General features: G+C 69.9%; 13 protein-coding genes. 9 read left to right on the top strand and 4 right to left on the bottom strand.

What is annotated here, in order from left to right; genetic code table 11:
* Positions 1 to 137 precede the first annotated feature (137 nt).
* The 9 genes from ACGFIA_RS08495 (at position 138) to polA (ending at position 10,521) form a co-directional block, all read left to right on the top strand.
* Positions 138 to 1,298 carry a branched-chain amino acid ABC transporter substrate-binding protein gene (locus ACGFIA_RS08495; protein WP_357380935.1) on the top strand — a complete coding sequence of 387 codons (1,161 nt, stop codon included), beginning with the start codon at positions 138 to 140 and terminating at the stop codon, positions 1,296 to 1,298.
* Between the two features lie 105 nt (positions 1,299 to 1,403).
* On the top strand, positions 1,404 to 2,354 hold the full coding sequence (locus tag ACGFIA_RS08490; RefSeq protein WP_135241219.1) for a branched-chain amino acid ABC transporter permease: 951 nt from the start codon (positions 1,404 to 1,406) through the stop codon (positions 2,352 to 2,354).
* Complete coding sequence (locus ACGFIA_RS08485) at positions 2,351 to 3,490, top strand: branched-chain amino acid ABC transporter permease (RefSeq protein WP_357380938.1); 1,140 nt, start codon at positions 2,351 to 2,353, stop codon at positions 3,488 to 3,490. Before ACGFIA_RS08490 ends, ACGFIA_RS08485 begins: the two co-directional genes overlap by 4 nt.
* Positions 3,483 to 4,328, top strand: coding sequence for an ABC transporter ATP-binding protein (locus ACGFIA_RS08480; RefSeq protein ID WP_393259241.1), 846 nt, complete (start codon positions 3,483 to 3,485; stop codon positions 4,326 to 4,328). Before ACGFIA_RS08485 ends, ACGFIA_RS08480 begins: the two co-directional genes overlap by 8 nt.
* Complete coding sequence (locus ACGFIA_RS08475; RefSeq protein ID WP_393259239.1) at positions 4,318 to 5,028, top strand: ABC transporter ATP-binding protein; 711 nt, start codon at positions 4,318 to 4,320, stop codon at positions 5,026 to 5,028. Before ACGFIA_RS08480 ends, ACGFIA_RS08475 begins: the two co-directional genes overlap by 11 nt.
* 32 nt (positions 5,029 to 5,060) lie before the next feature.
* Positions 5,061 to 5,972 carry an ABC transporter substrate-binding protein gene (locus ACGFIA_RS08470; RefSeq protein WP_393259237.1) on the top strand — a complete coding sequence of 304 codons (912 nt, stop codon included), beginning with the start codon at positions 5,061 to 5,063 and terminating at the stop codon, positions 5,970 to 5,972.
* 2 nt (positions 5,973 to 5,974) lie between these two features.
* Positions 5,975 to 6,949, top strand: coding sequence for an amino acid ABC transporter permease (locus ACGFIA_RS08465; RefSeq protein ID WP_393259235.1), 975 nt, complete (start codon positions 5,975 to 5,977; stop codon positions 6,947 to 6,949).
* Complete coding sequence (locus ACGFIA_RS08460) at positions 6,946 to 7,749, top strand: amino acid ABC transporter ATP-binding protein (RefSeq protein WP_357380944.1); 804 nt, start codon at positions 6,946 to 6,948, stop codon at positions 7,747 to 7,749. Before ACGFIA_RS08465 ends, ACGFIA_RS08460 begins: the two co-directional genes overlap by 4 nt.
* A 72-nt stretch (positions 7,750 to 7,821) precedes the next feature.
* Positions 7,822 to 10,521, top strand: coding sequence for a DNA polymerase I (gene polA / locus ACGFIA_RS08455; protein WP_393259233.1), 2,700 nt, complete (start codon positions 7,822 to 7,824; stop codon positions 10,519 to 10,521).
* Positions 10,522 to 10,976: 455 nt separating this feature from the next.
* On the opposite strand, the gene ACGFIA_RS08450 is transcribed toward polA, so the two are convergent.
* Genes ACGFIA_RS08450 through ACGFIA_RS08435 form a run of 4 tightly spaced genes read right to left on the bottom strand, consistent with a single transcriptional unit; the run spans position 10,977 to position 13,033 of the window.
* The gene (locus ACGFIA_RS08450) at positions 10,977 to 11,324 is read right to left on the bottom strand and encodes a DUF3140 domain-containing protein (RefSeq protein ID WP_073830920.1); all 348 of its coding nucleotides are present in this window, start codon (positions 11,322 to 11,324) and stop codon (positions 10,977 to 10,979) included.
* Positions 11,311 to 11,529 (bottom strand): DUF2945 domain-containing protein, encoded by a 219-nt coding sequence (locus ACGFIA_RS08445; protein ID WP_393259231.1) that lies wholly within the window; start codon positions 11,527 to 11,529, stop codon positions 11,311 to 11,313. Before ACGFIA_RS08445 ends, ACGFIA_RS08450 begins: the two co-directional genes overlap by 14 nt.
* 41 nt (positions 11,530 to 11,570) lie before the next feature.
* Positions 11,571 to 12,173, bottom strand: a complete 603-nt coding sequence (locus tag ACGFIA_RS08440; protein ID WP_393259229.1) for a Uma2 family endonuclease — start codon at positions 12,171 to 12,173, stop codon at positions 11,571 to 11,573.
* A 56-nt stretch (positions 12,174 to 12,229) separates the two neighbouring features.
* The gene (locus tag ACGFIA_RS08435) at positions 12,230 to 13,033 is read right to left on the bottom strand and encodes a methyltransferase domain-containing protein (protein ID WP_357380951.1); all 804 of its coding nucleotides are present in this window, start codon (positions 13,031 to 13,033) and stop codon (positions 12,230 to 12,232) included.
* Between the last annotated feature and the right edge of the window lie 222 nt (positions 13,034 to 13,255).

Here is a 13,255-nt window from a genome sequence, read left to right as displayed (position 1 = left end):
TTTCCAGGTCTTACGCCACCGCCCACGGTGGGATAACGTCCCGGCCCAGACCGGCGACGACGGTCTTGGTTCGTCCACCCCGCAAGGGCCAATCAGCGGCGGGTGGTTCGGATCATGGACGGAGGAGGGTTCGGGCCTTGAGGCAGAAGCTCGCACGCGTGATCGGCGGGGTCGCCATGCTGGCGCTCGTCGCCGGCGGTACCGCTTGTTCCAGCGGCAGCGACGATGAGGGTTCCGGGGGCAGCGCCTGCGGGAGCAAGATCGCTTTCTTCGGCGCGCTGACCGGTAGCTCGGCCGCGCTGGGCATCAATGAGAAGAACGGCGTCAAGGTGGCCGTCGACAAGTACAACAAGGAGAACCCGGACTGCAAGGTCGAGCTGGCCGAGCTCGACTCGCAGGGCAGCCCGGACCAGGCGCCGGGTCTGGCCCAGAAGGCGATCGACGACCCCAAGATCCTCGGCGTCGTGGGCCCGGCCTACTCGGGCGAGTCCGAGGCCGCGGGCCCGCTGTTCAACGAGGCCGGCCTGGTCACCATCACCCCCTCCGCGACCCGTCCGAGCCTCGCCGAGCAGGGCTGGAAGACGTTCTTCCGCGCGGTCGGCAACGACCTGAGCCAGGGTCCCGGCGCCGGCAACTACATCAAGAACGTGATCAAGGCCGACCGGGTCTACGTCATCGACGACCAGTCCGCGTACGGCGCCGGCCTGGCCGACGAGGTCAAGAAGGTTCTCGGCTCCTCGGTCGTGGGCAGCGACAAGGTCCAGGGCGAGGGCAAGCAGACCGAGTTCTCCGGCGTGGTCACCAAGGTCAAGGCCGCCAACGTCAAGGCGATCTTCTACGGCGGCTACTACCAGGAGGCCGGCCTGATCCGCAAGCAGCTCACCGCTGCCGGCGTCACCGCCCCGCTGGTCGCCGGTGACGGCGTGAACGACGGCGCCTACATCACCTCCGCCGGTGCCGCCGCAGCCGAGGGCACCATCCTCACCTGCCCCTGCGCTCCGTCCACCGAGGCGCGTGGCACCTTCATCGCCGACTACAAGGCGCTCAACGGCACCGACCCGGGCACCTACAGCGACACCGCCTACGACGCGGCGAGCATCCTGCTGGCGGGCATCAAGGCCGGCAAGACCACCCGTCCCGGCCTGCTGGAGTTCGTGAAGGGCTACAGCGGCGAGGGCGTTGCCGCCAGCTACAAGTTCGTCGAGGGTGGCGAGCTCGACCCGGCGCAGGTCAAGGTCTGGGCGTTCAAGGTGCAGGGCGGCAAGGTCGTCCCGGACCAGGAGATCCCCAAGTCCTGATCGTTCGATCGCTGGACTGGCGATTGAGTAGTGATCGCGGGTGCGGCCGGGAGCTGGCTCCCGGCCGCACCCTCTTTTTCTCTTGAGCGACGGAGCGTCCCTCCCTTGGACTTCGACGGACTGTTCTCCAACTTCGGGGAACTCACCACGACCGGCTTGACGCAGGGCGCCATCTACGCCCTGGTCGCGCTCGGCTACACGCTTGTGTACGGCGTGCTAAGGCTCATCAACTTCGCCCACTCCGAGGTCTTCATCGCCGGTGCGTTCGCCGCGATCTGGACCTGGAACGGCTTCGGACTCGACCAGAACTCCCAGGTCAGCGGCATCGGCTCGATCCTGTTCTACCTGCTGGTGGCGATGATCGTGGCGGCCATCGCCTCGGCGGGCACCGCGACGGTGATCGAACGGGTGGCGTACCGGCCACTGCGTAAGCGCAACGCGCCGCCGCTGGCGTTCCTCATCACCGCCATCGGCGCCTCGATCGCCATCTCCGAGGCGTTCGGCGTCTACACCCGGCGCCGTCCGGAGGGCGCACCCATCCTGGTCAGCTCGGAGCCGCTGTTCCACGTCGCCGGGGTGCCGATCGACGCGGTGCAGCTGCTCACGATCGGTTCCGCGCTGGTGATGATGTTCGCGCTGGACCAGTTCATCAACCGCAGCCGTACCGGCCGCGGCATCCGGGCGGTGGCCCAGGACGCCAACACGGCGGCGCTGATGGGCGTCAACAAGGACCGCATCATCCTGATGGTCTTCATCGCCGGTGGCACCATGGCCGGCGTCGCGGGCCTGCTCTACGACGTGCGGATCCAGACGCTCACCTACAGCGTCGGCTTCCTGCTGGGCCTCAAGGCGTTCACCGCGGCGGTGCTCGGCGGTATCGGCAACCTGCGCGGCGCGCTCGTCGGCGGGTTGCTGCTCGGCGTCGTGGAGAACTACGCCGCGGGCCTGTTCGGCAGTCAGTGGAAGGACTTCGCCGCGTTCGCGGTGCTCGTCGTGCTGCTGATGTTCCGGCCGACCGGTCTGCTCGGCGAATCACTGGGGAGGGCACGCGCATGACGACCACCATCGACCCGCCGGAGCGGCGGGAGACGGCGGCGGACAAGCTGCGGCAGGGCCGGCACGCGATCTCGGAGCGCTGGCACCACGCGCCCCGCTGGGTGCGCTGGGTGCTGCTCGCGGCGGTGATCGCGTTCTTCTACGCGCTGCCGAACAAGGAGTTCTACCAGTACCTCGGGCCGATCCCGACCCCGGGAGCGAACTTCACCCAGGTGATGTTCACGGTCTCGATCTACGTGCTGCTGGCGGTCGGGCTCAACATCGTGGTCGGCTTCGCCGGCCTGCTCGACCTGGGCTACTTCGGCTTCTTCGCCGTCGGCGCGTACACGGTAGCGGTGCTGACCTCGCCGAGCAGCGACCTCAAGACGCTGTGGCCGTGGCTGGCGGTGGTGCCGATCGCGATCGGCCTGACCATGGTCTCCGGCGTCATGCTCGGCACGCCGACGCTGCGCCTGCGCGGCGACTACCTGGCGCTGGTGACGCTCGGCTTCGCCGAGATGATCCGGATCGCGGCGGTCAGCTCCGAGTTCCTCAAGGGACAGCGCGGCTTCAACCAGATCCCGCACCCGCCCGGCGAGTACGCCGACGGCCGGCCGTGGTTCGGCGTGCTCGACGCCCGCCCGTACTACTGGCTGGTGCTCACGCTGATCATCCTGGTGGTGATCGGGGTGCGGAACCTGACCCACAGCCGGGTCGGCCGGGCCTGGATCTCGATCCGCGAGGACGAGGACGCGGCCCAGCTCATGGGCGTGCCGACGTTCAAGTTCAAGCTGTGGGCGTTCGCCTCCGGCGCGGCCATCGCCGGCCTGGCCGGCGCGCTGTTCGCCGGTAAGCAGAACTTCGTCAACTCGCAGAACTTCGAGCTGCTCAACTCGATCATCATCCTGGCCGCTGTCATCTTCGGCGGCTCGGGCAACATCGTCGGCGCGATCGTCGGCGGTGGCCTGGTGGCGTACATGATCGAGCGGTTCCGTGGCATCGAGCTGTTCGGTATCGAGCTGTACGAGTACCGGTTCCTCTTCTTCGGCCTGGTGCTCGTGGTGATGATGATCTTCCGGCCCCAGGGCCTGATCCCGAACCGGCGACGAGCGGCGGAGTTCAAGGACCGCCGCAAGGAGGTGATCGTCGGTGAGTGACACCGAGCAGAACCCGAAGGTTCCCGTCCAGGCGGCGGCCCCCGCCGTCGAGGCGGTCGACAAGCGGGAGCCGTTGCTGGAGGTCGACCACGTCACGCTGCGCTTCGGCGGCGTGGTGGCCCTCAACGACGTGGACTTCACCCTCTACAAGGGGGAGATCCTCGGTCTGATCGGCCCGAACGGCGCCGGCAAGACCACCTGCTTCAACGCGATGACCGGCATCTACCAGCCCACCGAGGGGCAGATCCGGTTCCTGGGCGAGAAGATCAGTGGCAAGAAGCGCCACCAGATCACCCGGATGGGCATGGCCCGTACGTTCCAGAACATCCGTCTCTTCCCGGAGATGACCGCGCTGGAGAACGTCCAGGTCGGCGCGGACGCGCACCACAAGACCAGCGTGATCTCCGCACTGCTGCGCCTGCCGCGGCACTGGAAGGAGGAGCGCGAGGGCCGGGAGAAGGCCGAGCGCCTGCTGGACTTCGTCGGGATCCGCAACCGCAGGCACGAGTTCGCCCGCAACCTGTCCTACGGCGAGCAGCGACGGTTGGAGATCGCCCGCGCGCTGGCCACCGACCCGAAGCTGCTCTGCCTGGACGAGCCGGCCGCCGGCTTCAACCCGGCGGAGAAGGAGGAGCTGCTCCAGCTCATCCGGCAGATCCGGGACCAGGGCGTGACGGTGCTGCTGATCGAGCACGACATGCGCCTGGTGATGGGCGTGACCGACCGGATCGTGGTCCTGGAGTTCGGAAAGAAGATCGCCGAAGGGCTGCCCGCCGAGGTGCGGGACAACCCGAAGGTGGTCGCGGCGTACCTGGGGGTGCCGGACGATGCTGCTTGAGATCGAGGACGTGAGCCTGCTCTACGGGCGGATCCAGGCGCTGCACGGCATCAGCCTGACCGTGGACGAGGGGGAGATCGTCGCGCTGATCGGCGCGAACGGCGCCGGAAAGTCCACCACCATGCGGGCGATCTCCGGCATCCGGCCGGTCGCCTCCGGCACGATCAAGTTCGCCGGTGAGGACATCACCAAGCTGCGGGCCGACCTGCGGGTGCGGCGCGGCCTGTGCCAGGCGCCCGAGGGCCGGGGCATCTTCCCCGGCATGTCGGTGCTGGAGAACCTGGACATGGGCGCGTACACCCGGCGGGACAAGGCCGGCATCGCGCAGGACCTGGCCCGGGTGCTGGAGTTGTTCCCGCGCCTGGCCGAGCGGCGCAAGCAGCCCGGCGGCACGCTCTCCGGCGGCGAGCAGCAGATGCTCGCCGTCGGCCGGGCGCTGATGAGCCGGCCGAAGCTGCTGCTCCTCGACGAGCCGTCGATGGGTCTCGCGCCGATGCTGATCCAGCAGATCTTCACGATCATCACGGAGATCAACCAGCAGGGCACCACCATCCTGCTGGTGGAGCAGAACGCCCAGCAGGCGCTGGCGCGCGCCCACCGGGCGTACGTGCTGGAGACCGGCCGGATCGTCAAGAGCGGTTCCGGCGCGGACCTGCTGCACGACCCCTCGGTCAAAGAGGCCTACCTCGGCGTGGCCTGACCGACCGACCCCTCGCAATAAGGAGTACAGCCATGTTCCACCCCAACCCCGGACGGCGGGCGGCGCTCGGCGTCGCCGGTGCGGCCGTCCTGCTGCTCTCCCTCGCCGCGTGCGGCGAGAAGGAGAACTCGGCCGAGCCGGGCTCCGGCCCGTCGGTGTCCGCCGCGGCCGACTCCAACCTGGCCGCGAAGGTGCCGGACGCCATCAAGGCCGACGGCGTGATCAAGGTCGGCACCGACTCGACGTACGCCCCGGCCGAGTTCCTCGACCAGGATGGCAAGACCGTGGTCGGCTTCGACGTGGAGCTGTTTAACGCGGTGGCGCAGAAGCTCGGCCTCAAGGCCGAGTACGAGTCGGCACCGTTCGACGCGATCCTGCCCGGTGTGGGCTCGGGCAAGTACGAGGTCGGCGTCTCGTCGTTCACCATCAACCCCGACCGGCTCAAGAGCGTCAACATGGTGAGCTACTACTCGGCGGGCACCCAGTGGGCGACCAAGAAGGGCAACCCGGCCGGGGTCGACCCGGAGAACGCCTGCGGCAAGAAGATCGCCGTGCAGGTCGGCACCGTCCAGCTCGACGACATCACCGCCCGGTCGAAGAAGTGCACCGACGCCGGCAAGCCGGCCATCAAGATCGACCAGTACCAGGCGCAGAGCGACGCCACCGCCGCCGTGGGCAGCGGCAAGAACGACGCCATGCTGGCCGACTCCCCGGTCGGCGCGTACGCGGTGAAGCAGAGCAACGGCCAGCTTGAGGTGCTCGGTGACATCTACGAGTCGGCGCCGTACGGCTACGCGGTGAACAAGGACCAGCAGGCGTTCGCCGAGGTGCTCAAGGAGGCCGTGCAGGCGGTCATCGCCGACGGCAGCTACAAGGCCGCGCTCAGCAAGTGGGGTGTCGAGGGCGGCGCCATCACCAACGCTGAACTGAACCCGTCGGTCTGACCATGTCGGTCGACACATCCGGACGGGCACGGCCTGAACCGATCAAGGCCGTGCCCGTGCGGCACCCGGGGCGCTGGGTCGGCGTGGCGGTCATCGCCGTGCTGGTCGCGATGTTCGTGCACATGCTGGTCACGAACTCCGCGTTCCAGTGGTCGTTCATGGTGGACGAGATGTTCCGCCCGCCGATCATCGAAGGGCTGCGCGGCACCATCCTGCTGCTGATCACCTCGATGGTGATCGGCATCGCCCTGGGCGTCGTCATCGCGATCATGCGGCTGTCGCCCAACCCGGTGCTGCGCGGCGTGTCCTGGGTCTACACCTGGTTCTTCCGCGCGGTACCCCGGCTCGTGCTGGCGATCCTCTTCGGCAACCTCGGCATCCTCTGGGCGCGGCTGGAGTTCGGTCTGCCGTTCGACAGGCAGATCGGCGCCCTGTTCGGCCTGCACGACTTCGAGGCCCGGCTGTTCGGGTTCAGCGCGGTCGACATCCTGACCGGCTTCGTCGCCGGCATGCTGGCGCTGGGTCTGTCCGAGGCCGCGTACATGGCCGAGATCGTCCGGGCAGGCATCCAGTCGGTGGACGAGGGGCAGACCGAGGCGGCTCAGGCGCTGGGCATGAGCCGGGCGCAGATCCTGCGGCGGATCGTGCTGCCGCAGGCGATGCGGGTGATCATCCCGCCGACCGGGAACGAGACCATCGCGATGCTGAAGGACACCTCGCTGGTGGCCTTCGTGCCGGTGTCGATGGAGCTGTTCTTCCAGCTCAAGGCCGTCGGTTCCCGGACCTTCCAGCCCTTCCCGATGTACGTCGCCGCGACGTTGTGGTACCTGCTCCTCACCAGCGTCCTGCTGGTGGGGCAGTACTACCTGGAGCGCCACTACTCCAAGGGTGTCGGACGCAGCGGGCGAGCCCGGCAGCGGCTACGGGGTCTGGCCGCCGAGAGCGGCGGCACCACGAGTGGGACGGCGGAATCATGACCGAGGCGACGGTTTCCCCGCAGACGCCGACCGCGGAGTCCGGGCTGATGGTGCGGGCCGAGCAGGTGCACAAGTCGTTCGGGCCGCTGGAGGTGCTCAAGGGCATCGACCTGGAGGTCCGCTCCGGTGAGGTGTGCTGCCTGCTCGGGCCCTCCGGCTCCGGCAAGTCGACGTTCCTGCGCTGCATCAACCACCTGGAGAAGATCGACGCCGGCCGGATCTGGGTGGACGGCGACCTGATCGGCTACCGGGAGCGCGGCGGCAAGCTGTACGAGATGCGGGACAAGGACGTGGCCGCGCAGCGCCGGGCCATCGGCATGGTGTTCCAGCGGTTCAACCTGTTCCCGCACATGACGGTGCTCCAGAACGTCATGGAGGCGCCGGTGCTGCTGCGCCAGGCCAAGAAGGCGGAGGCCCGGGAGCACGCCGCGCAACTGCTGGACCGGGTGGGGCTGGGTGACAAGCTCGGCGCGTACCCCGGTCAGCTCTCCGGCGGCCAGCAGCAGCGGGTGGCGATCGCCCGGGCGCTGGCCATGCGGCCGAAGCTGATGCTGTTCGACGAGCCGACCAGCGCGCTCGACCCGGAGCTGGTGGGCGAGGTGCTGGACACGATGAAGGACCTGGCCCGCGACGGCATGACGATGATCGTGGTGACCCACGAGATCGGCTTCGCCCGGGAGGTGGGCGACCACCTCGTGTTCATGGACGGCGGGGTGGTGGTCGAGCAGGGCGACCCGCGCGAGGTGATCTCGGCGCCGCAGCACGAGCGGACCAAGGCGTTCCTGGCCAAGGTTCTCTGACCTCGGCCTCCGGTGCGGCGCGCGCCGCACCGGAGGCCGGAGTTGTCGGGCGTACGGACTAGAGTCGCAGCCGTGACAGCTACGACGCCGCGCCTGCTCCTCGTCGACGGACATTCCCTGGCATACCGGGCGTTCTTCGCCCTGCCGGTGGAGAACTTCTCCACCACCACGGGGCAGCCGACAAACGCCGTCTACGGCTTCACCTCGATGCTGATCAACGTGCTGCGCGACGAGCAGCCCACGCACATCGTGGTGGCGTTCGACGTCTCCCGCCGCTCCTTCCGCACCGAGAAATACTCCGAGTACAAGGCCGGCCGCAGCGAGACCCCCACCGACTTCAAGGGTCAGGTCAGCCTGGTCAAGGAGGTCCTCGCCGCCTTGCGCGTGCCGGTGGTCGAGAAGGAGGGCTACGAGGCGGACGACGTCATCGCCACGCTCGCCTGCCAGGCCCGCGACCAGGGCATGGACGTGCTGATCTCCACCGGCGACCGGGACGCGTTCCAGCTCGTCGGCGAGCACGTGACCGTGCTCTACCCGCGCAAGGGCGTCTCCGACCTGGCCCGGATGGACCCGGCCGCCATCGAGGCGAAGTACGGCGTCACCCCGGACCACTACCGCGACCTGGCCGCGCTGGTCGGCGAGACCAGCGACAACCTGCCCGGTGTGCCCGGCGTCGGCCCGAAGACCGCCGCCAAGTGGATCAACCTGTACGGCGGCGTCGAGGGCGTGGTGGCCCGGGCCGACGAGATCAAGGGCAAAGCCGGTGACAGCCTGCGCGAGCGGCTCGCCGACGTGATCCGCAACTACGAGATCAACTGCCTGGTCTCCGACCTGGAGCTGCCGGTCCGCCCCGAGGACGCCCGCTGGCAGGGCTGGGACCGCGAGGCGGTGCACCAGGTCTTCGACACGCTCCAGTTCCGCATCCTGCGCGACCGGCTCTACCAATACCTGGAGGCGGTCGAGCCCGAGGCCGAGGCGGGCTTCGAGCTGGCCGGCGAGGTGCTCACCGAGCCGGGCGCGCTCGCCGGCTGGCTCGACACGCACGCTCCGGCGGGCGCGTCGGTCGGCATGGCGGTCACGCTCGACACCGGTCCCAACCGCCGGCACACCGCCACCGTCACAGCGATGGCGCTGGCCACCGCCGCCGGCGCCGGCGCTTGGTTCGACCCGAGCCGGCTGGACGCCGGTGACGAGGCCGCGCTGGCCGGGTGGCTGGCCGACGTCGAGCGCCCGAAGGTGCTGCACGACAGCAAGCCGGCCGTGCTGGCGTTCGCCGCGCACGGCTGGGAGCTGCGGGGCATCGCCCGCGACACCCAGATCGCCGCCTACCTGGCCCGCCCCGACCAGCGCTCGTACGACCTGACCGACCTGGCGCTGCGCTACCTGCACCGGGAGCTGCGCGTCGACGCGCCGGAGAGCGGGCAGCTCACCCTCGACGGGCTCGGCGACGAGGGCGTGGCCGAGCAGAACCTCATGCTCCAGGCCCGCGCCACGCTCGACCTGGCCGACGCGATCGACGCCGAGCTGTCCCGCGACGGCGAGCAGTCGGCCCGGCTGATGGCCGGTGTGGAGCTGCCGCTGATGCGGGTGCTCGCCACGATGGAGCGCACCGGCATCGCCGCCGACACCGACTACCTCTCGGAGCTGGAGGCGCACTTCGCCGCCGAGGTGAAGGCCGCCGCCCAGGGCGCGTACGAGGTGGTCGGCCGGGAGTTCAACCTGGGTTCGCCGAAGCAGTTGCAGGAGATCCTCTTCACCGAGCTGGGCCTGCCCAAGACCAAGCGGATCAAGACCGGCTACACCACTGACGCCGACGCGCTCCAGTGGCTGTTCGCGCAGACCGAGCACCCGCTGCTGCATCACCTGCTGCGCCACCGCGACGTCGCGAAGCTCAAGTCGACTGTCGACGGGCTGCTCAAGTCCGTGTCCGACGACGGCCGGATCCACACCACGTTCAACCAGACCGTGGCGGCGACCGGGCGGCTGTCCTCCACCGAGCCGAACCTCCAGAACATCCCGATCCGCACCGAGGAGGGGCGGCGGATCCGGCGCGCGTTCGTCGTCGGCGAGGGCTACGAGTGCCTGCTCACCGCCGACTACAGCCAGATCGAGATGCGGATCATGGCGCACCTGTCCTCGGACGACGCGTTGATCGAGGCGTTCAACTCCGGGCACGACTTCCACGCCGCCACGGCCTCGTCGGTCTTCGCCGTCGAGGTCGGTGACGTCACCGCCGACCAGCGCCGCAAGATCAAGGCGATGAACTACGGCCTGGCGTACGGGCTCAGCGCGTTCGGCCTGTCCCAGCAGCTCGGCATCAGCGCCGAGGAGGCGCGCGGGCTGATGGAGAACTACTTCGCCGGGTTCGGCGGGGTCCGCGACTACCTCCAGGAGGTCGTGGCCCGGGCCCGCCAGGACGGCTACACCTCCACCATCCTGGGCCGCCGCCGCTACCTGCCCGACCTGGTCAGCGACAACCGGCAGCGCCGGGAGATGGCCGAGCGGATGGCGCTCAACGCCCCGATCCAGGGTTCGGCGGCCGACATCATCAAGGTCGCCATGCTGCACGTCGACGGCGCGCTGCGCGACGCCGGTCTGCGCTCCCGGATGCTGTTGCAGGTGCACGACGAGCTGGTCTTCGAGGTCGCCCCGGGCGAGCGCGAGGCGCTGGAGGCGCTGGTGCGCAAGGAGATGGGCGAGGCGTACCCGCTGTCGGTGCCGCTGGAGGTGTCGGTCGGCGAGGGCCACGACTGGAACAGCGCCGACCACTGACCCCGTCCCCACCGACGCCGGCCTCCACCCGGCCCGCAGGCCCCGGTGATCAAGGAGTTCGTGTCACGCCCGAGCCCGTTCGGGGACACGAACTCCTTGATCACTGGGGAAGAGACGGCGGCGAGCGCGACCCCGGCCAGCAGCGGCGGCACCGCCTCGCGGTACGGCGCGACCGGGTCCGGCCACCTCGGGTCGGGTGCGGGCGGGATCAGGCGGATCAGCACGATCCCGGCCAGCGCCGGGATCCACCGGTGCCACATCGGTACGGTGCCGTCGTGGTCGGCGCTGTACCTGATGCCGGTGCCGCCGGTCAGCACCAGGAGGAGCGCCGCGACGCGACGAGCCCGAGGCCCGCCAGGAGGATCACCCGTCCGGCGCGGGATGACGGCCGGCGGTCGGGACGTCTGTCGTCATCGCCGGCACGCTACCAACGCGCGGCGAACGGACCGGGCGGCTCAGCTCTTGAGTGGGTCGTGCCCCCAGTTCATCAGCGACCAGCGCCAGCGGGTGTCCCGGACGTCTCCGGACGGCCGCTGGGCCAGGTGGCGGTGGACGTACCCGATGACCTTGCGCATGTGCTTGTAGTCGGCGGCGGTGAGGTCGGCGCGCTTGCGGCGCAGCAGGTCGACGATGCGCCGGCCGGAGTCGTGGCCGACCGACTCACCGCCCTGGGTGCCCTTCTTGTGCCAGCCGACGTGCTTGGACTCCTCGGTCTCCAGCCAGCGGGTCAGCTCGCCCGGCTTCATGTTCACCGCGTCGGTGAACTCCCGGTAGGTCTGCTGCGGGTCCTCAGCGCGACTCATGGCGAAGCACCTCCGGCCGGTGGGCGACGTCGCGGCCCGAGTCGTCGTTGGTGATCCGGTACTGCGGCTGCGCGGGCGAGGCGTTCACGGTGTGCCAGCGTACGTGGGTGCGCTCGGTCAGCTTCTCCTTGACGACGCCGTACGCCCGGCCGCTGTGGCTGGCCCAGGAGACGTGGTCGCCGGCGCGGAACTCCTTCTCGGCCATGCGGCCCGGTTACCCGTGCCGGACACCGAGTAACGGTGTGGTCAGGGCCGGATCTCCGCGATCGGCAGCTTGATCGCGAAGGGCTCGGACAGCTCGATCACCTCGCTGCTGTCGTCCACCAGCTCGTACTGCCGCTCGCCGCCGGGGCCGATCCGCTCACCGAGGCGGTACGCGTAGAGGTGCACCGGGTCCTGCTCGATCCGCCAGTAGAACGGGATCCGCGCGGCGGCGTACTCGCCCGGCTTGGCGAACCGGTCGACGCGCCGGGTGCCGGGGGAGACGATCTCGACGGCCAGGACGACGTCCGCCGGTCGCAGGAGGGACCTGTCGCTCGGCAGCCCGGCGTGGTGGAGCAGCACGTCCGGACGGCGACTGGAGTCGACGTCCAGACCGATGCTCACCGCCTGGGCCGCGCGCAGATGGGCTGGAACGCGGGATCGCAGCCATATCGCCAGCAGGCTGGCGATGCCTTGGTGGCCGAGAGTGGGGAAGGGCGTCAGGTGGATGATGCCATCGACGAGTTCGACGCTCGGTGCTTCGGGCGGCAGCGTCAGTAGGTCGTCCAGCCTGTAGTCGGTCAGCAGTTGCCGAATGGGGTCAGGGCGCCAGGGAAAGGCTGAGGTGGGGGCCGGGCCGACGCTCATGGGGACAGCGTGCCGCGTGCCACGGGAGGGTCGATCGCACAGCGGGTCCGTTGGCGTCAGCCGGCCGGCTTCTCCGCGACGAAGATCGCGGTGCCGGGGAACAGCCGGCCGCGCAGCGGGCTCCACTGCCCCCAGACCCCCTCGTGCCCGGCCGGCCACTCCGGTTCCACCAGGTCCAGCAGGCGGAAGCCCGCCCCGACCAGTTCCCGGATCCGGTCGCCCAGGGTGCGGTGCTGCTCGACGTACGTGGCCACGCCGTTCTCGTCCTGCTCGACGTACGGGGAACGGTCGAAGTACGAGTGCACGGCGGTCAGCCCGCCCTCGCCCGGGTCGTCCAGGAAGATCCAGCGCATCGGGTGGGTGACCGAGAAGACCCACCGGCCGCCCGGCCGCAGCACCCTCGCCACCTCGCGCATCGCCGCCGCCGAGTCGTCCACGAACGGGATCGCGCCGAACGCGGTGCAGACGGTGTCGAACGCGGCGTCGGCGAACGGCAGCGCGAGCGCGTCGGCCTGCACCAGCGGCACGCGTACCCCGGTGCGCCCGGCGGCCTCGGCGGCGTGCCGCAACATGCCGGCGGACAGGTCGAGTGCGACCGGCCGGGCGCCCTGGGCGGCGAGCCAGCGGGCGGCGGCGGCCGCCCCGGCGCCGAGTTCGAGGACCCGCCGGCCGGTGACGTCGCCGAGCAGCCGGGCGTCGGACTCGCGCAGCCCCTCCGGGCACCAGACGAAGTCGACCTCGCCGAGGAACGCGCCGTGCTCGTCCTGGTACGCGTCGGCGTCGGTGTCCCACCAGCCGCGGTTGGCGCGGCGGATCTCCCCGGCGTCGACCCGTCGGCGGGTCACCCTGTCGTCGTCCACGGGTTCACGCTAGGTCCGGCGGCGCGGACCCGGTGCGGTGGGGTGGCGGCTGGGGCGGATGTGACGGACGAGACAGCGATGGCACCTTACCGAGCAAAATCTCCGCTTTCGCAGGGGATGAGTTCGCACGGACCCGGGAGGGCTTGCACGCTGTGGTAATGCAGCGGGTAGGCTAGACGATGCGCTCGCGGATCGTGTGCCTCGGCAGGGAGCAGGTGCGCG

Source organism: Micromonospora sp. NPDC049203, from assembly GCF_043197215.1.
In the GTDB taxonomy this organism is placed as follows: Bacteria; Actinomycetota; Actinomycetes; order Mycobacteriales; family Micromonosporaceae; genus Micromonospora.
Note: the sequence above shows the minus strand (reverse complement) of the source record. Positions and strands in the feature narration are given on the sequence as shown.